Annotated in this window: 15 protein-coding genes; 5 read left to right on the top strand and 10 right to left on the bottom strand. The window is 74.1% G+C overall.

The features are described 5' to 3' along the window. Positions 1 to 22 precede the first annotated feature (22 nt). Complete coding sequence (locus ACFYY1_RS34310; protein WP_388592506.1) at positions 23 to 2,242, bottom strand: prolyl oligopeptidase family serine peptidase; 2,220 nt, start codon at positions 2,240 to 2,242, stop codon at positions 23 to 25. Positions 2,243 to 2,322: 80 nt separating this feature from the next. On the opposite strand from ACFYY1_RS34310, the gene ACFYY1_RS34315 reads away from it, so the two are divergent. Both ACFYY1_RS34315 and ACFYY1_RS34320 read left to right on the top strand, forming a co-directional pair. Beyond that, positions 2,323 to 2,739 carry a hypothetical protein gene (locus ACFYY1_RS34315; protein ID WP_388592508.1) on the top strand — a complete coding sequence of 139 codons (417 nt, stop codon included), beginning with the start codon at positions 2,323 to 2,325 and terminating at the stop codon, positions 2,737 to 2,739. Positions 2,740 to 2,895: 156 nt separating this feature from the next. After that, positions 2,896 to 3,111 carry a hypothetical protein gene (locus tag ACFYY1_RS34320; protein ID WP_388592511.1) on the top strand — a complete coding sequence of 72 codons (216 nt, stop codon included), beginning with the start codon at positions 2,896 to 2,898 and terminating at the stop codon, positions 3,109 to 3,111. A gap of 146 nt (positions 3,112 to 3,257) precedes the next feature. Here ACFYY1_RS34320 and ACFYY1_RS34325 read toward each other — a convergent pair whose 3' ends face one another. Together ACFYY1_RS34325 and ACFYY1_RS34330 are read right to left on the bottom strand one after the other, a co-directional pair. Beyond that, positions 3,258 to 3,563 carry a hypothetical protein gene (locus tag ACFYY1_RS34325; protein WP_388592513.1) on the bottom strand — a complete coding sequence of 102 codons (306 nt, stop codon included), beginning with the start codon at positions 3,561 to 3,563 and terminating at the stop codon, positions 3,258 to 3,260. Continuing rightward, positions 3,560 to 4,270: a TetR/AcrR family transcriptional regulator gene (locus ACFYY1_RS34330; RefSeq protein WP_388592515.1), complete on the bottom strand. Its 711-nt coding sequence runs from the start codon at positions 4,268 to 4,270 to the stop codon at positions 3,560 to 3,562. The genes ACFYY1_RS34325 and ACFYY1_RS34330 overlap by 4 nt, the downstream gene beginning before the upstream one ends. A 209-nt stretch (positions 4,271 to 4,479) precedes the next feature. On the opposite strand from ACFYY1_RS34330, the gene ACFYY1_RS34335 reads away from it, so the two are divergent. The 3 genes from ACFYY1_RS34335 to ACFYY1_RS34345 are packed head-to-tail and all read left to right on the top strand — an operon-like array spanning position 4,480 to position 6,034. After that, complete coding sequence (locus tag ACFYY1_RS34335) at positions 4,480 to 4,713, top strand: hypothetical protein (protein WP_266735490.1); 234 nt, start codon at positions 4,480 to 4,482, stop codon at positions 4,711 to 4,713. Positions 4,714 to 4,732: 19 nt separating this feature from the next. Next, a complete protein-coding gene (locus ACFYY1_RS34340; protein ID WP_388592516.1) occupies positions 4,733 to 5,221 on the top strand; it encodes a hypothetical protein in 489 nt (162 codons plus the stop codon). 60 nt (positions 5,222 to 5,281) lie between these two features. Then, complete coding sequence (locus tag ACFYY1_RS34345) at positions 5,282 to 6,034, top strand: thioesterase II family protein (protein ID WP_388592518.1); 753 nt, start codon at positions 5,282 to 5,284, stop codon at positions 6,032 to 6,034. 80 nt (positions 6,035 to 6,114) lie between these two features. Here the strand turns inward: ACFYY1_RS34345 and ACFYY1_RS34350 are convergent, their stop codons facing one another. From ACFYY1_RS34350 to ACFYY1_RS34380, 7 genes are read right to left on the bottom strand one after another with little or no spacing between them, the layout of a single operon-like run. After that, entirely contained in the window at positions 6,115 to 8,163 is a 2,049-nt protein-coding gene (locus ACFYY1_RS34350) for a beta-ketoacyl synthase N-terminal-like domain-containing protein (protein WP_388592520.1), read from the bottom strand. Then, entirely contained in the window at positions 8,160 to 11,456 is a 3,297-nt protein-coding gene (locus ACFYY1_RS34355) for an amino acid adenylation domain-containing protein (RefSeq protein WP_388592522.1), read from the bottom strand. The genes ACFYY1_RS34350 and ACFYY1_RS34355 overlap by 4 nt, the downstream gene beginning before the upstream one ends. Before the next feature lie 5 nt (positions 11,457 to 11,461). After that, positions 11,462 to 15,421, bottom strand: coding sequence for an amino acid adenylation domain-containing protein (locus tag ACFYY1_RS34360; RefSeq protein ID WP_388592523.1), 3,960 nt, complete (start codon positions 15,419 to 15,421; stop codon positions 11,462 to 11,464). Next, entirely contained in the window at positions 15,418 to 20,097 is a 4,680-nt protein-coding gene (locus ACFYY1_RS34365; protein WP_388592525.1) for an amino acid adenylation domain-containing protein, read from the bottom strand. Before ACFYY1_RS34365 ends, ACFYY1_RS34360 begins: the two co-directional genes overlap by 4 nt. Then, positions 20,097 to 21,149, bottom strand: a complete 1,053-nt coding sequence (locus tag ACFYY1_RS34370; RefSeq protein ID WP_388592527.1) for a MupA/Atu3671 family FMN-dependent luciferase-like monooxygenase — start codon at positions 21,147 to 21,149, stop codon at positions 20,097 to 20,099. Before ACFYY1_RS34370 ends, ACFYY1_RS34365 begins: the two co-directional genes overlap by 1 nt. Further along, entirely contained in the window at positions 21,134 to 24,649 is a 3,516-nt protein-coding gene (locus ACFYY1_RS34375) for an amino acid adenylation domain-containing protein (RefSeq protein ID WP_388592528.1), read from the bottom strand. The genes ACFYY1_RS34370 and ACFYY1_RS34375 overlap by 16 nt, the downstream gene beginning before the upstream one ends. Beyond that, positions 24,642 to 25,988 (bottom strand): MFS transporter, encoded by a 1,347-nt coding sequence (locus ACFYY1_RS34380; protein WP_388592530.1) that lies wholly within the window; start codon positions 25,986 to 25,988, stop codon positions 24,642 to 24,644. The genes ACFYY1_RS34375 and ACFYY1_RS34380 overlap by 8 nt, the downstream gene beginning before the upstream one ends. Between the last annotated feature and the right edge of the window lie 166 nt (positions 25,989 to 26,154).

Below are 26,154 nucleotides of genomic sequence, written 5' to 3' on the forward strand. Positions count from 1 at the left end.
CCCTTCCTCGCGACGGCGGTGTTCACGACTTCGGTGTACGACCAGGGGTACGCACGGCGGGACCCCTGTGTTCAACACCCAGGGACTTTCTCAGGAAGTCCCGCTCCAGCAGCAACAGATTGCCCGCCGCCTCCCGGGTGACCAGATGACCGGCCCCGGACAACGGCAGCACCGTGTGCGGCCGGCCCGCGGCCAGCAGCGCCGCGGAGAACCGCAGCATGTGGGCGACGGCCACATTGTCATCGGCAAGTCCGTGCACCAGCATGAGCGGGCGGGTCAGCCCGGCCGCCTCAGCGAGCAGCGAGTTGCGCTCGTAGTTCTCCGGCAGTACGTCCGGGTGGCCCAGGAACCGCTCCTCCCAGTGGGTGTCGTAGAGCCGCCGGTCGGCCGGCGCGGCCCCGGCCACCGCGGCCCGGAAGACCTCCGGATGCCGCAGCACGGCGGCCGCGGCGAGATACCCGCTGAACGACCAGCCGCGCATGGCGACCCGGGCCGGGTCCAGTGCGGAGCACCGCGCGGTGGCCGCGTGCAGCGCATCGATCTGGTCATCGAGCACAGCCGTCAGCCGGTCCCCGTGCACCGACTTCTCCCAGGCCTCACCCCGTCCCGGAGTACCCCGGCCGTCCGTGACCAGCACCGCGAAGCCCTGCTCGGCGAACCACTGGGCGACCGCCACCCACCAGGTACGCACCTTGAGGACGACCTGCATGCCGTGGCCGGCGTACGGGCTGAGCAGCACCGGCAGCGGGGCGTCGTCCGGCCGGTGCCACGACGGCAGGTACAGCCGGCTGCGCAGCTCCCGCTTCCCGAGGCTCAGCGCCGCGGGCCGCGGGACGACCAGCGGGGTCTCGGCGAGGACCGCGATCCGTCCCACGGGTGTTCCGTCCCGCAGCACGGTCACCGTCTGACCGTCCGGGGTCCTGCTGTCCAGCACCACGGTGGGGCCGCCGACCGCGGCCGTGTGCACGCCGGGGGCCTCGCTGACGCGCACCGGAGCGGCGGCGCCCGCACCGGAGGCCGCCGGCCCGTACGACCAGACATGGACCTCGGTCGGTTCCTCGCTCGCGGTGAAGAACACTCTCCCGCCGCTCGATCCGACCACCTCGCGGACCTCCAGGCCCGGGGGCGTCGGCACGCCGCAGACCTCCAGCCCCTGGGTGTCGCCGCCGGGACGCGCGGCAACGACGAGCGCACCGGAGGGCAGCCGTGACGGCGTCCCGCGCCGCAGTGCGACCCATGCCCGGTCGTGGGCACGGCTGAGGACGCTCGTCCCGCCCGTGCCGGGATCGACCGCGAGCACGTACACCGAACGCTGGTCACGCGTCTGTACGGAGACCAGCGGCCCGTGCCCGTCCCACGCCGCCGACACCACGTACTCGAACGACCGGTCCGTCCACACACCCTCGGGATGGTCCGTGTCCGCCTCGCGCGGCAGCCGGACCGCGAGCCGCTCCCCGGACATCCGCACCAGGTGGAGCGAGACCTCCGCGTTCGCCGTGCCCGCCGCCGGATACGCCATCTCGCGGGCCGGCCGCTCCGGATGGGCCGGATCGCTGATGTACCGGCGCGCCACCATCGAGGTGTCCACCCGCGCGACCAGCAGCGCATCGCCGCCCGGTGACCACCAGTAGCCGCGCGAGCGGCCGATCGACTCGGCCGACACGTGGTCGGACAGCCCGTACGTCACCTGTTCGCCGTCCGGGGCGACGACCACCCGGTCGTCCGTCCCCTGAGCCGTGACGGTCCGCAGCGCGCCACCGCAGACGTACGCGATCAGCGTGCCGTCCGGTGAGGGCCGGGGATCGACCACCGGGCCGGCGGTCCGGATCCGGTGCGGGGTGCCGCCGTCCGTCCGCACCACCCAGAGTTCGCCGTCGAGCGCGTAGGCCGCGAGCCGTACCTGTGCGTCCGTCGCGTAGGACACCACACCCGACGACGTCTCCCTCGCCCGTTCGCGGCGGGCCAGTTCCTCCGGCGGCACCCGGCCGCCCGCCCGGCCGCCGTGCCCGGCCCCGAGCGGATCGGCGAGCAGCCGCTCCTTTCCGTCCTCGTACAGCCAGAGCCGGCTGACCCGGTCGGTACCGGACGTGGAACGCAGGAAGAGCACCCGTGCGCCGTCCGGTGAGACGGTGAAGCCGCGGGGCACCCCGAGCGAGAACCGGTGGGTCCGCCCGAACTGCTCCGGGAAGCGGTGGGTGTCGTCCGTCGTGTCGTCGGTCGTGGCGTCGCTGGTCGGAATCATGGCGACACCATGACAGGTGGTGCGCCCGGGGACGGAACGAGGGGCATGGACTGTCAGTGGCGTCTGCCACGCTGAGCGGTATGACACTGAGCAGTTTCACCGACCTGGAGCAGGCCGTTCGCAGGAGTTGGGGCGCGGACACCACGACACCGGAACACCGGGCGGAGTGGACCCCGGACAATCCGGCGCGCGATCAGTGCGGAGTGACCGCGCTCGTGGTGCACGACCTCCTGGGCGGCGATCTGATCCGCGGCGAGGTCCATGTGGACGGCGAGCGGGTGGACTACCACTGGTGGAACCGGCTGGGCATGGGCGTCGAGGTCGATCTCACCCGCGAGCAGTTCCGCCCGGAGGAGATCGTCGTCGGCGGGGAGGTGATCGTACGGCCGGCGGAGATCGTGCGGCTGCGCGAGGAGTACGAGCTGCTGCGCGGCAGAGTCCTGGCGGAGCTGAGACCGGCCGGCGCGACGCAGCACCCCCGTTCCCGGACGGCCTGAGCCGGTGGCAGCCGGTGGCCGTGGCTGTCCGCGGGCACCGGACCGGATCAGTTCGCCGACGAGCCCTCGCCGGCGCGGAAGACCGGCCGTCCCTCGCGCAGGCGGGTAGACGATCTCGGCCCCGATGTCACCGCCGACGGACATCTCCCCGTCGGTGTGCACCGCGCGGGCCGTGACATCGCCGCGGACGGCGACGACGGAGTCGGGGCCGCAGTCGGTCAGGCAGCCCTCGACGACGAGCGAACCGGTGACCACGAAGGGCGCCACCACGTCGAGGTGGCCCCGCACCATGAGGTCGCCGTGGTGGAAGAACGGCTCGCCGATCTCCTGGTCGCCGGTCAGCGCACGGTCCGTACGGGCGTCGTCGCCTAAGGGCTGTCCCGTAATCCCTGGCGGGCGTGCGACGACGGCCACGGCACCTCGCCGCGTTGTCGGAACGCCCGAATACATCCAGTATTCGGGCGTCCCTCCGCCTTGCGATGCACCGCGTCCGACGCCGCACGCTGATCCACCAGGGATTACGGGAGAGCCCTTAGCAGGCGCCCGCACAACTGCGGTATCAGCGGCACGTGGTCGGGATCGGGATCGTCGCGCAGTCCCGCGACGAAGTCCTGGAAGCTGTCGAAGTCCGGCCGGGCGTACTCCGTCAGCCAGCCGCTGTCGTCCGCGACCCCGGCGGCCCGGCAGGCATCGGACAGCGTGACGCGCATCGCCTCCGCGACCCGGCGGGCGGCCGCCATGTCGATGGGCAGTGGCCCGCCCTCCACCACGACGGGGTCGGGAGTGGCGGTCGTGCGGGGTGTTCTGTTCGCCGAGTCGCTCATGGCAGGACTCTACGAGCCGCCTCTGACACCTCGGTCGGGTCCGCGGGGTCGTCGCCGCGCTCGGCGTCGAGCGCGGCGCCGCGCCCGGTGAGGGTGCCGTCCTTCAGGCCGAGTTCGCGTTCGGCCGTGCTGACGGCCATCCGCTTGACCGCCTCGGGGCGGTCGGCGGCCTCGGTATTGGCGTGGGCGCCGAGGCCGTCGATGACGACCAGGATCTGAATCGTCGTCACATACGGGTCGGCGGTGCGGAACTCGCCGCAGCGGACGCCGTCACGGACGAGGTCCTCCAGGCGGCCCCGCCAGAGGGCCTCCTGGTGGCCGACCCGGTCGCGGAGCGCGGGGCGGTAGCGGCTGAGGTGCCGGGCATTGATCCACAACCGGCTGATGTCGTCGTACGCCGGGCCCGTCGCGAGCGCGAAGAAGCGGGCGAGCCGGTCCGTGGGCGACTTCGCCACCGGCTCCGCCGGGAGCAGCGTGTTCAGCTCGGCTTGGGCGGCGGTGCCGAACGCCTCGGCCACGAGGTCCTCGACCGCCGGGAAGTAGTGGCTGATGAGACCGGGGCGTACGCCGAGCTGCTCGCCGATCCGGCGCAGCGTGATGCACTCCAGCCCTTCGGACAGGGCGACGGCGGCCGCCGCGGCGACGATTTCCGCACGCCGGTCCGACGGTGACTTCCGGATCCGCTTCCGCTGGGGGCTTGACGACATACCGGCGATGCTATTGACGCCGCGACCCCTGGGCAACCAGCGGGCGGACCGGTGCCCGCAGGCCGTGGAACAGGCCCCCGAGCCCGTGGAACAAGCCCCGCAAGCCGTGGAACAAGCCTCCGAGCCGCCGCCGCAACTGCCGATCGCGGCGGGCCGCGGACCCTAGCGTCGTGTCCTGCAAGCCATCACCGATGCCATGGAGGACAGGGATGAACAACAGCATGCGTACCGCGGCCGCCGCCGCAGCCCTCGTTGCCGGTCTCGTCACGGTGGGCGGCACCACCGGTGCTGCCGCCGCCGAGCGTCCGGAGCGGATCACCAGCCAGGAGCAGCTCGCCAGAAGCATCGCGCAGGCGGTCGCGGCCGAGCAGCAGAAGGGCGCCGTCACCGACGGCGTCATCGGCGGCATAGTGATCAACCCGACCAGCCTGCGTTCCTGCTGACGAATCGGAGGTGAGCACCGTGGACAGCACTGCGGACCTTGCCCGGGACGGGCAGGAAAGCCCCCTCAGATGGTGTCCGAGCGGCGACGCGAGCCGCCCGGAGAGCGTTGTTCTCGGCGTGCGGTCCGGGGAGCACGGCCAGGTCGCCTACCTGGCCGAGCCCGTACCCGCCGCCGATGTTCTCGGCAGCATTCCGGAGGGGATCGCCCCCAACCGGGTGCTGCGGTTCGCCTCGCACTGCGTGTCGGACTGCGCGAACCGGGTCGGCGAGGCCTGTGGGCTGATCGAACGCGTCACGACCGTACCGGCCGAGCCCGGTCCGGCCGCGGTGCCGCGGTGCCACCTCCGCCCGCACTGCAAGTGGTGGAACCAGGCCGGTGTCGAGGCCTGCCACCGCTGCCCGGCCCTGACGACACTGGAACCCCGCGACAACGAACTCGCCGTTCTCGTCGCGGACCCGGCGACCACCCGCGAACAACTGGAGAACTGGATCGCCGCCGCACCATGAGCCGATACCGTTCACGGAGCCGGCCCACGGCCGGACCGAGAACATGAGAGAAGGGATGTCGTGGACAACTGGACACGGTGTTTCCGCCCGGCCCCCGACGCCGCGGCACAGCTGCTGTGCTTCCCGCACGCAGGTGGTTCGGCCAGTGCCTACGTCCCGCTGTCGACGCAGGTCGCGGGGGTCGCGGAAGCACTGGTCGTGCAGTACCCCGGGCGGCACGACCGCATCGCCGAACCGTTCGCCGAACGGTTCGGCGATGTCGTGCACGCGGTACTGGCCTCGCTCCCCGCGAACGGCGGCCGGCCGCTGATTCTGTTCGGCCACAGCATGGGCGCGCTCCTGGCGTACGAGACCGCACGATGCCTCGCGGCAGCGGGGCGGGAGCCCGCGGCGCTGTTCGTCTCGGGCAGCGAGGCCCCTTCGCTGCCGCGGCGCGTACGGCTGCCCGAACCGCCCGGGGACGACGACCTGATCAGGGAGATGCGGCTGCTGTCCGGCACGGACGAGGAGCTGCTGACCCAACCGGAGATCCTCGAACTCGCACTGCCGCCGCTGCGCGCCGACTACGCCATGCTGACCCGGCGCGTCCACGTTCCCGGGCCGCCGCTGCGCTGCCCCGTCATCGCGCTGACCGGCGACGACGACCCCCGGGTCGCCGTCGACGCCGTACAGGTGTGGGAACGGGAGACCGAAGGGCCCTTCGAGCGGCACGTACTGCCCGGCGGGCACTTCTTCCTGGGCGACCACCTGCCCCGCGTCGCGGATCTCATCGCCGCGCACGTGCCCGGACGGACGGCGCGCACGGGCGTCTGACACCGTGCGTGGCACAGGGCCTGGGCCCCGACTCCCCGGAGGTTTCCGGGGGTCGGGGCCCAGGCCCTGTGCCACGTCACTCATTCCGCCTCGAACTCCGAGAGCAGGGCGTCCAGGGAGTCGTCGCCGTCTCGCGCCGCTACGATCCGGCGGGCCATCTCGTGCAGCGTCAGCTGCTCCAGGAACAGCGTGATCGGGACATCGAGGTCGAAGTCGTCCCGCAGGCAGCCGACCAGGTGGACGGCGGTCAGGGAGTCGCCGCCGGCCGCGAAGTACGTCATCTCCGGATCGTCGGCGTCCTCCAGCCCCAGTGCCTCGGCGATCAGCGCGCGGACGTCCCGCTCCAGGTCCGCGGAGCGGCCACCCGGCTCCGGCTGCTCCCCGCCCGGTGCGAGCGGCGCGACGGGTACGAGGCGGTACGCGCCGTGGCTCTCACCGGCGAAGGGGTATGTCGGCAGCGCGACCCGTCGGCCGGTCCCCTCCCGTACCACCTGCTCACCCGCCAGCCATGCCTCGCCGAGCGGGTCGGGCCCGCCGAGCCCCACCGCACCGCCGGAGGCCAGCTCGGCCAGCAGCTCCGTCGCCTGCGCCCGGTCCTCGGCCCGCACATAGCCACGCACGGCCAGCGGGGCACGGCCCACGCGGAGCGTGTGCGCGGCATCGGCGAGCGACGGGGCGCCCGGGGCCCGCAGCGCCCCGGCCAGCCGCTCGGCCACCGCGGCGAGGCCCTCCCGGGTACGGGCCGACAGCAGCAGGACCTCCGGCGCGCCCCCGTTCTCCGGCCGTCCGGCGTCGACGCGCCGCGGCGCCTCCTCCAGGACCACGTGCACGTTGGTGCCGCCGATACCGACCGAGCTCACCCCGGACCGCCGGGGACCGTGCTCCGGCTCCGGCCAGTCGGCCGCCCGCCCGACCAGGTGGAACGGCGAGTCGTCGAAGCCCAGTTCGGGGTGCGGGCGGCCGGCGTCGGCGTTCGGCACCAGCGTCGCGTGCTCCAGCATGAGCACCGATTTGATCAGCGCGGCCACGCCCGCCGCCGCGTCCAGGTGACCGATGTTCGACTTCACCGAGCCGATCCCGATCCGCCCGGTGCCGAGCGCCCCCTTGAACGCGGCGGTGGCCGCCGCCGCCTCGATACGGTCGCCGAGCGCGGTGGCCGTGCCGTGCGCCTCCAGGTACTGGGCATCGGCCGGGTCGAGACCGGCCGCCGTCCAGGCCTCCACGATCGCGGCGGTCTGCTGGTCGACGCCGGGCGCCGTGAACCCCACCTTGGTGGCACCGTCGTTGGTGACGGCGCTGCCCCGGATGACCGCCCTGACCGGGTCGTTGTCGGCGAGTGCGTCGGACAGCCGGCGCAGCACCACCACGCCCACCCCGTTGCCGGGCACGGTCCCGCCGGCCCGCTCGTCGAAGGGCCGGCAGCGGCCGTCCGGCGAGTAGATGCCGCCCTGCTGGTGGACGTAGCCCCGCTTGCGCACCGTGTCCACGGCGACGCCCCCGGCCAGCGCCGTGTCGCATTCGCCGAGCAGCAGGGACTGCACCGCGAGGTGCACCGCCGTCAGCGAGGTCGAGCAGGCCGTCTGCACCGTCAGGCTCGGGCCCTCAAGGCCCAGCCGGTAGGAGATCCACGGGGCGAGGAACTCGCGGTCGGTGAGGATCCGCACCTGGAGCGCCCCGAGGGACGCGGCGAGCCGGGGGTCGGTCTGCGCGGCCAGCATGTGTTCGGTGGGGCCGCCGCCGACGTACACGCCGGTACGGGCCTGCCCGCCCAGCGGGCTGCGGCCGGCGTCCTCCAGCGCGGACCAGGCCGTCTGCAGGAGCAGCCGGTGCTGGGGGTCCAGGGCCGCGGCCTCGGTGCGGTTGAAGCCGAACAGCTCCGCGTCGAAGCGGTCCGCGTCCGCGAGATGGCCCTTGGCCGGGATGTGGTCGCGGCCGCGCACCTCCTGCGGGTCGGCGCCGTCGGCGATCAGCTCCTCCTCGGTGAAGTCGCTCACCGAGCAGTGCCCGCCGAGCAGGTTCTCCCAGTAGGTCTCCAGGTCGGGGGCGCCGGGGAAGCGCCCGCTCATCCCGACGACCGCGATCGCGGAGTCGGCTGCGAGGGGCTCGGCGGCGCTTGCGTTCTCGGTCATCGTGTGGAGCCTTTCCGGTCGTTGAGTCGGCGTGCGGCGGCGGTGCGTCGTGCATGCCGGTCACCGCCGCGCGCGGCGGCCGTGTCGGCGGGAGGAGCGGTGGCCGGAGCCCCGGCGGCGGCCCCGAGGGCCGCCCGGTCCAAGTGGGCGGCCAGGGCGCTGACGGTGGGGTGACGGAACAGGTCGACCAGGCCGAGTTCGCCGTACGTACCCATCTCGCGCAGGGCGGACAGGACGCTCAGCAGCCGGATCGAGTTGCCGCCCAGGTCGAAGAAGTGGTCGGTGACGGCGACGAGTTCGAGGTTGAGCACCCGGGCCCACAGGCCGGCCACCAGCTGCTCGGTCGGGGTGCCCGCGACGGTGGTCGACCCGTCCGGCCGGCACCGCACGGTGGCGGGTTCCGGCAGCCGGGCCCGGTCGATCTTGCCGTTGCTGCTGAGCGGCATCTCGTCCAGCCGCACGAACACCTCGGGCACCATGGATCCCGGCAGCCGCCGGGCGAGATGGGCGCGCAGCTCCGCGTCCGGGGGCGCCGCCCCGTCCCGGCCCACCACGTACGCCACCAGCCGCTGAGCGGTGCCCGTGCCGCGGACGGTGGCCGCCGCCAGGGCGACGCCCGGCGCACCGGCCAGCAGGGTCTCGATCTCGCCGAGCTCGACGCGTACGCCGCGCAGCTTGACCTGGAGGTCGGAGCGCCCGAGGTAGTGGATGAGCCCCCGCGCGTCGATCCGGCCCAGGTCGCCGGTGCGGTACATCCGGGTGCCCGGTGCGCCGTGCGGGTCCGCGACGAACCGTTCGGCGGTCAGGGCGGGGCGGCCGATGTAGCCGCGCCCCAGCGAGGCACCCGCCACGTAGATCTCACCGGCGACCCCGGCGGGGACCGGCCGGAGCCGCTCGTCGAGCACATAGACCCGGGCCCCGGGCACGGCGCCGCCGAGCACCACGGGCTCACCGGGGGAGAGATCCCCGGTGGTCGCGTAGACGGTCACCTCGCTGGGGCCGTACGCGTTCACGATCCGCCGTCCGGGCGCGTCGAGCCGCTCCACCAGCTCGGCCGGGCACGCCTCGCCGCCGACCGCGACGGTCCGCAGTTCGGGCAGCTGCCCGGTCAGGTCGGGCAGCAGCATCGCGGCGGACGGCGGCAGGAACACATAGGTGATGCGGGAGTCCCGCAGCCGGTCCAGGAGGGCCTCGCCGATCCGTTCGTCCTCGCCCGGGACGTGCAGCTCCGCTCCGGCCACCCAGGGGAAGAAGAGGTCGGAGACGGCGACGTCGAAGCCGAACGACACGAACTGCAATACCCGGTCGTCGGCGTTCACCGGGAAGGAGTGGCGGACCGCCCGGGTGAGGTTGATCAGCGCCCGGTGCTCGATGGCGACACCCTTGGGGACGCCGGTGGAGCCCGAGGTGAACAGGACGTAGGCGAGGTCCTCGGGGGCCGGCGTCCCACCGCTCGTGACGGCCCCCGGTACGACGGGGTCCGTGACGGCCGGCCGGTCGACCCGGATGCACGGCACCTCCAGGCCCGCCGCCTTCCCGTCGGTCTCCCGCGAGGTCAGCAGGAGCCCGGTGCCCGAACTGTCCAGCATGTGGCGGAGCCTGGCCTCCGGGTGGGCCTGGTCCAGCGGTACGTACGCGCCGCCCGCGCGCAGCACGGCGAGCGCCGCGATGCCCTGGTCGGCCGAGCGGGGCAGGAGCAGACCGACCCGGAAGCCGGGCCGCACCCCGGCGGCGCGCAGCCGGGCGGCCAGCGCGTCGGCCCGGGAGAGCAGTTCGGCGTAGCTGAGGCGGAGGTCGCCGCAGACCAGAGCGGTGGCATCGGGGCGTTCGGCCGCCCGGTCGGCGATCAGGTCGGGCACCAGGCGGTCCAGCGGCGCCGCCTCGGCGAGGCGGTCCGCGCCGGCGAGGGTGCGGCGCCGCTCGTCGGCCGGCACCAGCTCCACGTGGGACAGCGGTGCGGACGGGTCCGCGAGGAGCCCGGCCAGCAGCGTGCGGAAGTTCTCCGTCCAGCGGCGGACCGTCGCGGCGTCGAACAGCTCGCTGCGGTAGATGAACTGGGCGGCGAGGCCCGCGTCCCACCGCTCCACGAACAGGTGGAAGTCGAACTTCGCGGTGTCCAGCGTCAGCGGGAGCCGTTCGATGGTGGCGCCGGTCAGCCGCAGCTGTGACGCCGCCTCGTCCTCGTAGCTGAGCGCCACCTGCACCACCGGGTCGTGGCTGGTCTCACGGACCGGGGCCAGGGTGTCGACCACCGCCTCGAACGGCGCGTCCTGGTAGGGCTGTGCCGCCAGCATCGAGGCCCGGACGCGGCGGGTGAGCTCGTCGAGCGACGGGTCGCCGGACAGGTCCACCCGCATCGCCAGGGTGTTGGTCAGCATCCCGACCATCTCCTGGAGTTCGGGCCGTTCGCGCCCCGACGACGGATAGCCGACGACCAGGTCCTCGCCGCCCGAGAGCCGGGAGAGGAACGCGGCGTACGCGGCGAACATCGTCATGAACGGGGTGGCGCCCGAGGCCGCCGCCACCTCGGCCAGGCGTTCCCTGACCTCGGGCCCGAGCAGGAAGCGCTCGGTGCCGCCCGAGGCCGTACGGACCGGCGGGCGCGGGCGGTCCAGCGGCAGTTCCATGGTGGTGGGCGCGCCGCGCAGCCGGTCGGTCCAGTGCTCCACGGCCGCCTCGAACGCGCCGTCCGCGGCGCGCTCCCGCTGCCAGGCCGCGTAGTCGGGGAACTGGAGCGGGGGTTCGGCCGGCCGGTACGCCATCCCCCCGGCCTCGTGCCGGTACCCCTCGGACAGCTCGTCCAGCATCAGCCCGAGCGACCAGCCGTCGCAGACCAGGTGATGGGCGACGAGGAGCACCCGGTGGCTGCCGTCCGCCACGGCGTACACGGTGCAGCGCAGCAGCGGACCCGCGGCGGTGTCGAAGGGGAGGGCGGCCTCGGCGCGCACCAATGCCTCCGCTTCGGCGGCCGGCACGTCCCGCCGGACGGTGAGCCGCACCCGCCCGAGGGCCGAGACGCGCTGCGCCGGGGTGCCGTCGTCGGCGGTCCGGAACACGGTCCGCAGCGCCTCGTGGCGGGCGACCAGCGCGTCCAGCGCGCGGCCGAACGCGGCGGTGTCGAAAGGGCCGTGCACCGCGAAGGCGACCGGCACGTTGTACTGGGGGGACCCCGGATTCAGCTGGTCGAGGACGAGCAGACGGCTCTGGGCGTCGGAGGCGGGGAACTCGTACTCCTCGTCCCCGCAGCCCTCCCCGGCATAGAGGTCGATGAGCTCGACGGAGTCGACGGTCATGGTTCTCAGTCCCCTCGGAGGGCGGTTTCGAGGACCGCGGCGATCTCGGCCGCCGGGCCCGGAGTGAGTACGTCGCTGTGACCGCAGTCCAGTTCGTGCACATCGAGCGCGGCGGTCACGCGCTGCCAGGCCCCGGTCTTCTCGGCCGTCGTCGGCCAGTCGTCGTGCGTCGCGGAGAAGAGCGTCGTCGCTCCGTCGTAGGGGGACGGATTCCAGTCCCGCACGAGCCGGGTGTGATGAACCCCGGTGTCGACGAGGGTGTGGAGCTGCGCCGGGGAAAGACCGTCGAAGGTGTCCGCGCGGGCCTGGGCGAACAACGTGGAACGGTCCAACGGACCATTGGGCAGAGGCAGTTCCGGCGCATGGGAGCGGTGCAGGATGCGCAGCATCTCGTCCTCGACAGCGGCCGGGTCCAATGGTGTGCCCCTGATCCCTTCCGGCATCGGCATGGCGTCCACCACGGCGAGCATCCCGACCTCCTCGCCGGCCCGGCGCAGCCGCACCGCGATCTCGTGGACGAGCGGACCGCCGAAGGACCGGCCCAGCAGCAGATACGGTCCGTGCGGCCGGAGCTCACGCACACTGCGCAGATACAGATCCGCCATCTCGCCCATGGTGGACGGAAGTCGACCGGCCCCGGTCAGCAGCGCCGGGCTCTGCAGGGTGTGCACCGGGCGGTCCGGGGCGAGGTGCGGCAGCAGGTTCACGTACGACCAGCTGAGCCCGAGCCCCGGGTGCACGCAGATCAGCGGGGTGCGGTCGCCGCCGGTCCGCAGGGTGAGCACATGCTCCAGGCTGTTGTGGTGCGGCCCGTCCGGCGCGGCCGCCGACCCGGGGCGTTCGCGGGTGCGGCGCAGCGGTGTCCGCGCGGCGGGGCCGTCGGCGGTCGGCGGCGCGTCGAGCCGGGCGGCGAGACCGGCCGGGGTGGGCGCGTCGAACAGCGCGGACAGCGGGATCCGTACGCCGAGCACCGTCTCGATCTTCGACTTCAGGCGCAGCGCGGTCAGCGAATGGCCGCCCGCCTGGAAGAAGTCGGTGTCGGGCCCGACCGCGGGGACCCCGAGCACCGTGCCGAACAGGGCGCACAGCGCCCGCTCGCGCGGGGTGCGCGGCGCCCGGTGGGCCACCGGTTCCCCGGTGGCCCCGGGGTCGGGGAGCGCGGCCCGGTCCGCCTTCCCGTGGCGGGTGAGCGGCACCTCGTCGATCCGGGCCCACAGGGACGGCACCAGGTGCGCGGGCAGCTGCCGGGCGGCATGGGCCCGCACCCCGGCGAGGGTCCGTCGCCACTGCTCCTCCCCGCCCCCGCCCCCGGACGGCACCAGCCAGGCGGCCAGCAGCTTGCCGCCCGCCGCGTCCCGCCGGGCGCCGACCACGGCCCGCGCCACGCCGGGGCAGCCCGTCAGCGCGGCCTCGACCTCGGCGGGCTCCACCCGGAAGCCGCGCACCTTGACCTGGTCGTCGGCCCGGCCCGCGAACTCCAGGACGCCGTCCGCCGTCCAGCGGGCCAGGTCCCCGGTGCGGTACATGCGGCTGCCGGGCGGCCCGTACGGATCGGCGACGAACCGCTCCGCGGTGGCGGCCGGCCGCCCGAGGTATCCCTGGGCGAGACCGCTGCCGCCGATGTGGAGCTCACCGGTGGAGCCCACCGGGACGGGGCGCAGCCGGGCGTCCAGGACATGGGCGCGGGTGTTGTCCAGGGGGCGCCCGATGGGGACGGCCACCAGACGGCCCGCGGACCGGCCGGTGGCCGTGTGCGCGGTGGCGAACACCGTCGTCTCGGTGGGGCCGTAGCCGTTGACGACCACCGTGTCCGGGCAGTGCTCCTGGATCCGGAGCACGGTGTCCGGCGCCAGGACGTCGCCGCCGGACCACACCTCGCGGAGTCCGGACAGCGCGCCGGGCGCGATCTCCGCGACGGTGCGCAGCAGTTCGGGGGTGAGCATGAGCGCGGTGACCCGCCGTTCCCGTACCACCCGCTCCAGCAGTTCGGGGGTGACCGCCTCGGCGGGGGCCACGACCGCGGTCCCGCCGTTCAGGAGCGGGACCCACACCTCGTAGGTCGAGGCGTCGAACGTGTACGGGTTGTGCAGCAGCACCCGGTCGTGGGCACCGCCCGCGAAACGGCCGTCGGCGGCGAGTTCGGCGATCGCCCGGTGCGGGACGACCACCCCCTTGGGCTCTCCGGTGGAGCCCGAGGTGTAGATCACGCAGGCGGCGGCCCCGGGCTGGTTGTCGACCCGGTCGAAGGGCGCGTCCCCGGACGCCTCGGTGATGTCCAGCACCGCGACACCGGCCGGCAGTCGGGCGGCGGCCGGGTCCGTCCCCTCGGTGAGGACGAGGGCGGGCTTCGCCGCCGCCATCAGCCGGGCCAGCCGCCGTGCCGGGTGCGCCGGGTCCAGCGGGAGCCAGCAGGCGCCCGCCTTGAGGACCGCGAGCTGGGCCACGACCACGGACGCCGAGCGGGGCAGCAGCAGGGCCACGGTGTCTCCGGGCACCACCCCGGCCCGGACCAGGTGGCCGGCCAGCCGGTCCGAAGCGGCGTCGAGCCCGGCGTAACTGAGCGTCTCGCCGTCGGCGTCGACAGCCGGTGCGTCCGGGGTGCGGGCCACCTGGTCGGTGAACCGCCCGGTCGGCGTGGCGGGTCCGGCGGGGGTGCGGGCCGGGCCGTCGGCCAGGGCCAGCAGACGGTGCCGCTCCGCCACGGGCAGGGCGTCGATGTCCGCCACCGGGGTCCGCGGCGAGCCGGCCAGCTGCTCCAGCACGTGCGCGAGGCGCTCGGTGACCGCGGTCGCCGGGATGCCCCGGCGGCAGCTCACCGACAGCAGCAGCCGGTCCTCGGCGACCGCCGCGATCGTGACCGGGTAGTGCGTCGCGTCGTTCACGCTCACCAGGCGGACGGCACCGGGACCGTCGTCGCCGCCAAGACCGCGCGGGAAGTTCTCGAAGGCGATGACCGAGTCGAAGAGCTCACCGGCCCCCACGGCGCGCTGCACCTCGGCGGCGCGGGCGTGGTGGTGTTCCAGCAGCCGGGACTGCTCGTCCTGGATCCGGCGGAGCAGCTCGTCCACCCGCTCGCCGTCGCGCAGCCGGACCCGTACCGGCAGGGTGTTGATGAACAGGCCCAGCATGGACTCGACACCTGGCAGGTCGTGCGGGCGCCCCGAGACGACCGCCCCGAAGACCAGGTCGCGGGAGCCGGTCAGCCGGGCCAGGACCAGCGCCCAGGAGACCTGGACCAGGGTGTTGAGGGTGACGCCCGCCCCGGCGGCCCGCCGGACCAGCCGCTCGGTGAGGCCGGTGGTCAGCCACAGCCGCGAACGGTCGGGCGCCGTGTCAGGTCCGGCCGGGGCCAGCAGCGCGGGCCGTTCCAGGCCCTCCAGCGACTCGCACCACGCGGCTTCGGCCTTCTGCCGGTCCTGACCGCCCAGCCACACCAGGTAGTCCCGGTAGGGCGCGGCGGGCTCCAGCGGCCGGCCCGCCACGAGGGCTTCGAGGTCCCGCTCGACGACCGGCATCGACCAGCCGTCCAGCAGGATGTGGTGGAAGGACACGATCAGTTCGGCGCCGGTGCCGTGCCGCAGGAACGTGGCACGGACCAGGGGTGGGCGGGCCACGTCGAAGCGCAGCGCCGCGTCCTCGCGCAGTACCTCCTCGGTCCGCGTGGCCGCCTCGTCGGGGGTGAGACCCGTCAGGTCCACCTCGGTCCACGGCACCCCGACCGACTTCGGCACGACCTGGACCGGCCGGTCCAGGCGCTCGTGCCGGAAGCAGGCGCGCAGATTCGGGTGCCGGTCCAGGAGCGCGGCGACCGAGGCCCGTACGGTGTCCCCGGTGATCGCAGGGCCGATCCGGAAGCGCGCCTGCACCAGGTACGGGTCCGGGCCCTCGGTCTGCCGGGCGGAGTGGAACAGCAGGCCCTCCTGGAGCGGGGAGAGCGGCAGCACGTCCGCGATGCGCGCGTTCATCGCAGGCCCTCCTCGTCGGCGGCGTCGAGGTCGCCGAAGTCCATCTCCCGCGCCAGCAGTTCGAGCTGGTCCCCGGTCAGGTCGACGAGCGGGAAGTCGGACGGGGCGTGGGCGGCCGCGCCGTCCGGCCCGCAGTGCTCGGCGAGGACCCCGAGCGCCTCGGACCAGGCCCCGGCCAGGGCGAGCACCTCGTCCTCGGTGAACACCCCGGACGGGTAGGAGAAGCTCGCCTCCAGCACGGACTCACCGTGCTCCTCGCGGGCCAGCACATCCACCTCCAGGGCGTGCGCCAGCGGCACGGCGTCCGGGCCGGATTCCAGCAGCCGCCCGCCCGCCGTGTCGGTCCCGGCGAACCGGCCCAGATAGTTGAAGCGGACATCGGGGGCGGGGAGCGCGGCGAGTGCCGGACCGGTCTCCGGGTGGAGGTAGCGCAGCAGACCCCAGCCGAGCCCGCCGGCGGGCACCGCCCGCAGCTGCTCCTTGACGCACTTCAGGGCCTCCCCCGGCTGACCGCCGGCCGCCACCGCCGCCGCACCGATGTCCAGGCGGACCGGGTACTGCGTGGTGAACCAGCCGACGGTGCCGGACACGTCGACCGGGGTGGAGACGGCCTCGCGGCCGTGGCCCTCCAGATGGACGACGAGCGAGGAACCGGTGCCGCGCCGCTGGACGGCCGCGGCGGTCAGGGCGGTCAGCATCACCGCGTCGGGGCGGCAGTTGAAGGCGCCCGGCAGGGTGAGGAGCACACTGCGGGTGAGCCCGGGATCCAGATCGAAGGTGACGGTCTCCCGCCGGCCTTCCACCGCCCGGCCATCGGTGAGCCGGGCCGTATGGTCCGCCAACTGCCGCTCCCACCAGGGGAGTTCGCTGAGTCGCAGTCCGGCCTCCTGGGAGAGCAGCCGGGCCCACCGGGTGAAGGAGGCACTCTTCGGGGGTGCGGAGTCGCTGCCGGGTCCGCCGTCCAGTGCTGCGGCGAGCTCCTGACCGAGCACCCGCCAGGAGAACCCGTCCACGGCCAGGTGGTGCAGGGTCAGCAGCAGGGCGCCCGGCCGGGCCGGGCCGGGGTCGAGCCACACGGCCCGCACCATCTCGCCGTCCTCGGGGCGCAGGGTGACGGTGCGTGCGAGCTCGGTCGCCCGGGAGTGCAGGTCGGCGTCCGCGGGCACGGCCACCCGGACGGCCCGCGCACCGCACGGCTCGCCCTCCTCGGGCACCTGGAGCTCCCAGCCGGTGTCGTCCCCGCGCACCAGCCGCATCCGCAGCGCCGCGTGCCGCGCGGTCAGTACGGAGAGGGCCTCCTCGATCGCCGCGAGTCCGGTGCCGGAGCCCAGGGGGAACAGCATGGACTGGGTGAACGCGGCGGTGTCCCGGACCTGTTCGAGCCACCAGTGCATCACCGGGGTGAGCGGCAGCCGCCCGGTCCCGGTGTCCTCCGCCTCCTGGGTGTCGTCCTCGGGCGTACGGGCCAGCACGGCCAGCCGGGCCGGGGTGCGCACGGTGAACACATCGTGCGGCGAGAGGACCAGACCGGCCGACCGGGCCCGCGCGGCGAGCTGGATCGCCATGATGCTGTCGCCGCCGAGCCGGAAGAAGTCGTCGTCGACGCCGGCCTGTTCGACGTCCAGCAGCTCCGCGAAGAGCCCGCACAGCACCTCCTCGCGCGCCGACCCGGGCAGCCGGACGGTGTCCGTGGTCCGGGCGGCGGGTGCGGGCAGGGCGGCCCGGTCGAGCTTGCCGTGCGACGACAACGGCAGCGCGTCCAGCGCCACCACGGCGGCCGGGACCATGGCCGCGGGCAGCCGCCCGGCGGCGTGCAGCAGCAGCCCGTCCTCGTCGACCGCCGCTCCCGGCGCGGGCACCACGTACGCGACCAGCTGCGCCGTGCTGCCCCGGTCGTGCCGTACGACGGCCACCGCCCGTTCCACGGTGGGGTGTTCGGCGAGGGCGGCGGCGACCTCACCGGGCTCGATGCGCAGCCCGCGCAGCTTCACCTGCTCGTCACCGCGCCCGAGGTAGTACGTGTTCCCGTGGTCGTCGCGGTGGGCGAGGTCGCCGGTGCGGTACATGCGGCTGCCGGGCGGACCGTAGGGGTCGGCGACGAACCGCTCGGCGGTGAGCGCGGCACGCCCCAGGTAGCCCCGGGCGAGCGCGTCACCCGCCAGATACAGCTCACCGCCCGCCCCGGTGGGCACCGGCCGGAGCCGCTCGTCGAGGAGGTAGGCGGTGGTGCCCGCCACCGGTGTGCCGATCGGCGGCGCCGTGCCATCGGCGTCCAGCGGCGGTGAGACGGTGGAGACGACGGTCGACTCGGTGGGCCCGTACGCGTTGTGGAACCGCCGCCCCGCGACGGCCCAGCGGGCCACCAGCTCCGGCGGGCAGGCCTCCGCGCCGACGACCAGGGCGCGCAGCTCCGGATGCGGTCCGGCCGGCACGGTCGCGAGCACCGACGGCGGGACGAACGCGCAGGAGATCCGCCGCCCGCTCAGCACCGCCCCCAGTTCCTCGCCCACCAGCGGGCCCCGGGGCGGCAGCACCAGCGTTCCGCCGGAGCCGAAGGCCAGACACAGTTCGCCGACGGAGATGTCGAAGGAGGGCGGCCCGAGCTGGAGCACCCGGCTGCCCGCGTCCAGCGCGACGCCCTCCACCATGGACCGGGTGAGCGCGGCCACCCCGGCATGGCTGACCACGACGCCCTTGGGGGCGCCGGTCGAGCCGGAGGTGTGGATGACATGGGCGGTGTCGTGGAGTCCGGGACCGCCCGGCGGCAGCGGCTCCCCGGCCCAGGCGTCCTCGTCGAGGACCAGGACCGGCACACCGGTGTCCAGCGGTGCGGCGCCGGGTTCGGTGACCAGGAGCACCGGCGCGGCCTCGGCGAGGACCCGGCGGATGCGCTCGGCCGGGTGGGCGGGGTCGACCGGCAGATAGGCGGCGCCGGCGCGCTGCACGGCCAGCGCCGCCACCGGCCAGTCGCTGCCGCGGGGGAGGGCGAGGGCCACGATCCGCCCGGGACCGGCCCCCCGGCGCACCAGCTGTCCGGCCAACCGGGCCACCCGGTCGTCCAGTCCGGCATAGCTCAGGGTGTACCCCGGGGACTCGACGGCAGGCGCGTCCGGTGTGCGGGCCGCCTGCCGGGTCACCAGCTCGGGCAGCGGGACGGCGGCGGGGGCGACGGGCCCGGCGGAACCGGCGAGCAGCTCACCGCGCATGGCCGCCGGCACCACGTCGATGTCCCCGATGAGCGCGGCCGGATCGGCGGTGATCCGCTTCAGCAACTCGACGTAGCACTGCGTCCAGCGGGCCACCGTCGCGGGGCTGAAGACATCGGTGCGCAGCCCGAAGCTGCCCTCCATCCCGTCACCGCTGTCCTTCATCACGCCGACCAGGTCGTGTTCGCCGCCCGTGTGGATCCGCTCGGGCTCCGCGAACTCCTTCATCACCGAGACGCTCGGCTGCTGCGTCAGGTGCATGAACACCCACTGGTACAGCGGGGCCCGGCCCGCGCTGCGCTCGGGCGCGGCGGCCGACACGATCCGGCCCACCGGCACGTCCGCGTTGGCCATCAGATCAGGGAAGTCGACCGCGAACCCGGCGAGCAGATCGGCGAAGGACCGGTCCGCGTCCACCTTCCAGCGGGTCGGCACGGCATTCATGACATAGCCGATGACCTGGTCGAGCCCCTTGGCCGCGCGGTTGGCGATGGGGGTGCCGATCACCAGGTCCTCGGCGCCGCTGACCCGGTGCGCCAGGACGGCGAAGGCGGCCATGAGCACGACGTACACCGAGGCGCCGCGCTCCCGGGCCAGGGCCCGCACGGCGGCGGTGGTCGGTGCGTCGATGTGGAAGGGCACCTGAGCGATGTCCTCACCCCCGGTGACACCGCCGGTGCTGCCCGGCACGGTCAGCGGACCGGGCGGGTCGGCGAGATAGCGCCGCCAGAAGTCCAGCCGGCTCGCGAAGACCCCCGACTCCGCCAACTCGCTCTGCCAGGACGAGAAATCGGCGTACTGCACGGCCGGGCGGGTCAGCGGCGGTTCCAGCCCGTCGCGCAGCGCGCCGTACGCCTGCGCGAACTCGTTCTGCAGCACGTCGAACGACCACCAGTCGCTGATGGTGTGGTGCAGACTCAGCATCAGTGTGGAACGCCGCTCGTCGACCCGGACGAACCGGGCCCGGATCAGCTTGTCCCGGCCGAGGTCGAAGGGGCGGCTGCGGAAGGTCTCGAACGCCTCGTCGATCGCTCTGCCGGTGCCCCGCAGATCCTCGCGCTCCAGGTCGAAGGGCCCGTCGTCGGGGAACTCGACATGCAGTTCGCCCGACGGGTCCGTCACGATCCGGGTCCGCAGGATGTCGTGGTGACGCTGGATCAGCGTCAGCGCCGCCTCCAGATGCGCCGGGTCGACGGGCCGCTCGAAGTGGTAGGCGGCGCACAGATTGAGCGCGGGGGTACCGGGATACAGCGAGTCGTACACCCACAGGTCGTGCTGCGCGGGGCTGAGCGGCACCCGGCGGGCCGGGTCGCGCGGCGGTATCACCGCGGGTATCTCGCGGGCCCGCCCCGCCTCCAGCAGACGACGCAGCAGACGGACCCGCTGTTCCCGGCCCAGTGCCACGAACCGGTCGGCCATGGAGGGGGATGCCGCGACCGGGACGGTGCGCGAAACGGTGGGGGCGCTCATCACAGGTTCTCTTTCAGTTCGGCCAGCCGGTGCAGCCCGGCCAGTACGTCGTCCCGTCCGATGCCGAAGTCGATGAAGCAGGCGACCTCGTCGACGCCCAGCTCCGCCAGATCGGCGAGCATCTTGGCGCAGTGGCCCGGGGAGCCGAGCAGGCTGCCCCAGCTGAGATAGCGCTCGAACGCGAAGTCGGCGAGCATCGCGGTCTGTTCCTCGGTGAGGCCCGCGGTCGTGGCGTCCGCGGCGCGGTTCGCCGCGGTCTGGCGTACGTACGAGGCGAGATAGGTCTTGAGTGGCGCGCCCGCCATCCGGCGGACCTCCGCGTCGTCGGTGCCGACGTAGGTGTGGGCCATCAGCGTGACCCGCCCGTGGGCGTCGGTGCCCCGCTGGTCGGGGGCCTCGGCGCAGGCGGTGCGGTAGCGGGCGATCTTCTCGGCCAGCTCGTCCCGGCTCTGCCCGACGGTCGCGCCGAGCACTCCGGCACGCAGCCGTCCGGCCGCCTCCCAGGTCTCCGGGTTGCCGGACGTGGTGATCCACAGCGGCAAGGTGTCCTGCACCGGGCGGGGCTGGGGCGTGACGGAGACCGGGGTGCCCGTGCCGTCTGGGTACTCGGCGGGCTCGCCCGCCCACAGCGAACGCAGCCGCGGGATCGTCTCCAGGGCGGTCCGCCGGCGGTCCTCGTACCGCTCGGGGGCCAGCGTGAAGTCCTTGGAGTGCCAGCCGGTGGCGACGGAGAGTCCGACCCGGCCGTGCGAGAGGTTGTCCACGACCGCCCAGTCCTCCGCCACGCTCAGCGGGTGGTGCAGCGGCAGGACGACGCTGCCCGCGCGGATCCCGATCCGCTCGGTGGCGACGGCGAGTGCCGCGCTGAGCACCGGAGGACTCGGGAAGACCTGCCCCACCTGCTGGAAGTGGCGCTCCGGGGTCCAGACGGCGTGGAACCCCAGCCGGTCGGCGGTACGGGCCACGGCGAGGATGTCCTCGTACGTCTCGGTGTGCCGGGTCCCACCGGCGGTGGTGCTGTCCGCACCGAAGAACATCACACTGAGGTCCACTGCGACTCCTCCTGCTTTCTGCCGGTCTGGGGCTGGGGTTGCGGACGGCGCGGCACCCGGGGGCGGCGCGGGATGGGGGAGGCGGTGGCGGGCGCGGGGAGGGCGACCGCCCGTTCCAGTTCGACGGCGAAGGCGGCGACCGTGGGCGCGGCGAAGAGCTGGGCCACGGTCAACTGCCGTCCGGCGCCGAGCCGGGCCACCGCGCGCACGGCGCGCAGCGAGTTGCCGCCGAGGGCGAAGAAGTCGTCGTCCGGGCCGGCGCTCGACACACCGAGGACCTCGCACCACACGGCGGCGATCTCCTCTTCCAGCGCGGTCATCGGGCGCTGCGGGGCGGACCGGCGCCGGACCGGTACCGCGATCCGGTCGCTCTCACCGGCCCGCCGCGGCGGTGCGGTCGGGCCCAGCCGCGACAAGGGGGTGCCGGGGGCGGCAGCGGCAGCCTCCAGGGCCTCGGGGAGCGCGTCGGCGAGCCACTGGACGAACTCCGCCTCCAGCGCCTGCCCGCGGTACTCGAACGTCAGCGTCAGCCCGTCCGGCGCGCCCCGGTCCGAGGTGGAGTCGGTGACGTCCACCAGGAGTTCGAACCGGGCGGCGCCGGTGCGCACGACCTCGACGCCCTGCTCGGCACCGGGCAGCGTGACCTCGGCCCGTGCGTTGTTCTGCAGCGCCAGGACCACATCGGTGAACGGCTGACGGCCCGGGGTCCGCGGCGGGTTGAGCGCGCCGACCACGTCCTCGAACGGCACGTCCTGATGGCTGAACGCGGCGAGGTCCGTCTCCCGCACCCGGGCGAGCACCTCGGCCGCGGTGGGGTCGCCCGACAGATCGGTGCGCAGCACCAGCATGTTGACGAAGAACCCGACGACGTCCTCGACGCCGGCGTCGCCGGCGCGTCCGGCCACCGGGGCGCCGATGGCCAGGTCCTCGCCCGCACCGGCCCGCACCAGCACGGTGGCCAGCGCGGCGTGCAGGGCCATGAAGAGCGTGGCGCCCCGGGCGCGGGCCGACTCCACCACCCGGGCGTGCGCCGCCGCGTCGAGCCGGCGCACCACGACCCGCGCGTCCGGACCGGGCACGGCGGGGCGCCCGGCACGACGCGGCAGCAGCGGGCCGTCGGCCGGCAGCCCGTCCAGTTCCTTGCGCCAGTACGTGAGCTGACGGGCGGCGAGCGCGTGCGGATCGGACGGCGAGCCGAGCCGCTCCAGCTGGTGACGGGCGTGCTCCGCGTACGGGACGGCGAGCGGGGGGAGCCCGGCCGGGTCCGTGCCGTGGACCCGGGCCCCGTAGGCGCGCGAGAGATCACGGAAGAGCGGCCGCAGCGACCACCCGTCCCCGGCGATGTGATGGACCAGCACCAGCAGCGCGTGCTCGTCCGGCCGCTCCAGCGAGGTGAACAGCGTCGCCCTCACCGGGAGTTCGGTCCGCAGGTCGAAGCGGTGCCGGGCCTCCCGCTCGATCTCCCGGTCCATCGTGTCCCCGGTGATCCGCAGCTGCCGGAACACAGGACGTGCGGCCGCCCCGCTCAGCACCCGGCGTACGGGCGAGCCGTCGCACTCCTCGAAGACGGTGCGGAGCACATCGTGACGCCCGGCGACCAGGGCCAGCGCGTCGTCCAGCGCGGCCGCGTCGACCGCACCCCGCAGCCGGACCAGCATCGGCAGGTTGTAGGCGGCACCGGCCCCGATCCGGTCCAGGAACCACAGCCGGTGCTGCGCGTGCGACACCGGGAGCGTCCCGGAGGTGTCGCCGGGCGCGGCACCCGGCGCGGGGCGCACCGGGGGAGCGGTGTCGATGAACGGGGCGAGGAGCGCGGGGGTGGGCGCCTCGAAGAGCCCCCGGATGTCGATCTCGACGCCGAGCGCGGTACGGATCCGGCCCAGCAGCCGGGCGGCGAGCAGGGAGTGGCCGCCGAGGGCGAAGAAGTCGTCGTCCGGGCCGACCCGTTCGGTGTGCAGCACCTGGGCGAAGAGCTCGCACAAGGTGGCCGCGGTGCCGCTCGCCGCCGCCCGGCCGGTGGCGGCCGTCGCGGTTCCGGGCCCGGGCAGGGCGGCCCGGTCCAGCTTTCCGCTGGGGGTCAGCGGCAGTTCGTCCAGTGGTACGAAGACCGCCGGGACCAGGTAGTCGGCCAGCACCTCGCGGGCGTGGGCACGCAACTCCGCTTCCCGGAAGCCCTGCCGGCCACCTCCGCCCGGTACGACGTACGCGATGAGCCGGCGGTCGCCGGCCGGGTGCTCATGGGCCACGACGGCCGCCCGGTCGATGCCGGGGTGCCGGGTCAGTACGCTCTCGACCTCGCCCGGCTCCACCCGGAAGCCCCGGATCTTCACCTGGCTGTCGGCCCGGCCGAGATATTCCAGGACGCCGTCGGCACGTCGCCGCCCGAGGTCACCGGTGCGGTAGACGCGCTCACCGGACGGGGAGGCGACGAAGCGTTCGGCGCTCAGCACGGGCCGCCCGCAGTAGTCGCGGGCCAGGCCCGCCCCGGCGGCGTAGATCTCACCGGTCCGCCCGTCCGCCACCGGACGGAGCTCCTCGTCGAGGACGTACAGCCGCTTGCCCGCCAGCGGCCGGCCGATCGGCACCGGGCCCGTACCGAGCTCGGCGGCGCTCACCGGGTGGACGGTCAGGAACACCATGCACTCGACGGGGCCGTAGCCGTTGCTCAGCCGCAGCTCCGGCCGGCGCTCCAGGGCGCGCGCCGCGTGCGGCACCGACATGGCCTCGCCGCCCACCACGAGTTCCCGCAAGCCGTCCATCACCTGCGGGTACTCGTCGACGACGACGTTGAAGAGGGACGCCGAGAGGTACATGGAGGTGATGCCGTGCTCGGCGACGAGCCGGGCCATCAGGAACGGGTCGGGACGCCGGCCGGGGTGCAGTACGCAGGTCCCGCCGTTCATGAGCGGCCCCCACAGCTCCAGGGCGAACGCGTCCCAGGACAGCGGGGCGCACTGGAGCCAGACCGCGCCGGGGCCGAAGGACGCGAAACTCTGCCCGGTGAGGGTGGCGCCGATCGCCCGGTGCGGCGCGGAGATGCCCTTGGGCCGCCCGGTCGAACCGGAGGTGAACATCACGCAGGCGATGTCGTCGGGCCGGACCGGGACGGAGCCGCGCGGCAGCGGCCGCGCCCCGGCGGCGTCCTCGATGTGCACCCGGGCCAGGCCGAGCGCCCCGGACGCGGTGTCGCGGGCCGTGACGACCACGGCGGTCCCGGCGTCCTCGGCCATCGCGCGCAGCCGTTCGGCGGGGAAACCGGGGTCGAGCATCACATAGCCGGCGCCGGCCTTGAGGATGCCGAGGACCGTCACGACGAGCGCGGCGGAGCGCTCCAGGTACACGCCGACCGTGTCGCCGGGCCGGATGCCCCGCGCGGCCAGCAGGCCCGCCAACCGGTCGGCCCGGTCGTCGAGTCCGGCGTAGTCGATCCGTTCGCCGCCGTCGATCAGCGCCGTCGCGCCGGGCGTCCGCGCCGCCTGCTCCTCGAACAGTTCATGCACGCACCTCATCCCGCTCACCTCCCAGGCGCTCGCCCTGCTCGACCGGGTCCTCGGGTGCGTCGAGGTCGGGGAGCAGGGTGTCGATGTCCCTGATCGAGCGGCTGGCGAGGCCCCACAGGGCGACCGCGGTCCCGCCGATACCGGCCAGGAACAACATGGCCGCCATGCCGCTGCCCGGACCGTCGCCGACGAGGGGACCGAGCACGGTGAAGAGCCCGGAGCCCCGGGCGGCCATCGGTTCGAAGACGTGGTCGGCGAGCGGCCCGGAGACCGCCATCGCCAGGGGCACGGAGATCTGCGACAGGAACATCACCGCGCCGAACACCCGGCCCTGCCATGCGTGGGGGACCTTGGTCTGCACGATCGTCTGCATCGAGGCGTTGACCACCGTCATGAGCAGGGCACCGACCAGGATGGCCAGGCACCAGCCGGTCACGGTGTCCATCAGGCCCATCACCACCAGGGCGGACAGGCACATGCCGACGATGCCGATCATCATGCCCCGGCCCCGGTTCGCGGGTCCGCCCCAGGCGGCCATGAGCAGGGCACCGGCCACTCCGCCGATGCCGACCGAGGTGTTGACCGCGGCGAGCGCGCCGTTGCCGGCCCGCAGCAGCACCATCGGTGAGATGAGGGCGAAGCCGAAGACCATCACGAGGTTGACGACACAGAAGTTGACGATCAGATCGCGCAGGCTGGGCACCCGGAACAGGTAGCGCAGCCCTTCGACGGCATCGGCGGTGATCCGCCGGCGCGGCGCGTCGGGGTTCTTGGTCACCCGGTCGCCGTTGAAACGCACGATCTGGATGCCGATCAGGGCGAACGCGTAGCTGGCCAGGTCGACCAGGAGCGTCGGGCCGATCCCGAAGAGCGTGACGAGCAGACCGCCCAGTGCGGGGCCGCCGATCCCGGCGGCGCTCTTCGCGCCGGCCAACAGCCCGTTGGTGCGGTCCAGTTGGTCCTTGCGGACCAGGAGGGGAACGGCCGAGGACAGGGCCGGGAACTGGAAGGCGGCACAGATGCCGAGCAGCACGGTGGCCGGATAGACCTGCCAGGCATGGAAGGCGCCGAGATAGTGGAGCAGGGCCAGGGTGCCCACGACGAGGAGCCCGCCGGCATCGGCGATCCGGAGCGCGGAGCGCTTGGGTATACGGTCGACGATTGCGCCCGCAACGGGGCTGAACAGGGCCTGCGGCAGCATGGCGCACAACGACAGGATGGTGACGGCGGTCGCGCTCCCGCCGGCCGACCAGACCTCGACGATGAAGGCGAACCGGACCGCCGCGCTGCCCGCCAGGGACACCGCCTGACCGGACCAGACGAGGAGAAAGGGGCCCATTCCCGAGAAACGGCCGGGAATGTCCGTTGATATCCGGGTGCCCATCACGACCCGGATCCCTTGTGCACCGGCATCCGGCACACGGTGCCGGAGCCGTCGAACGGTGTGGTTGCCACGCCTCAATCCCCCAGGATGTCGCGTCCTCTGCGGATCACCACGGATCCCT

The organism is Streptomyces sp. NPDC001890 (genome assembly GCF_042891445.1).
Taxonomy (GTDB): domain Bacteria; phylum Actinomycetota; class Actinomycetes; order Streptomycetales; family Streptomycetaceae; genus Streptomyces.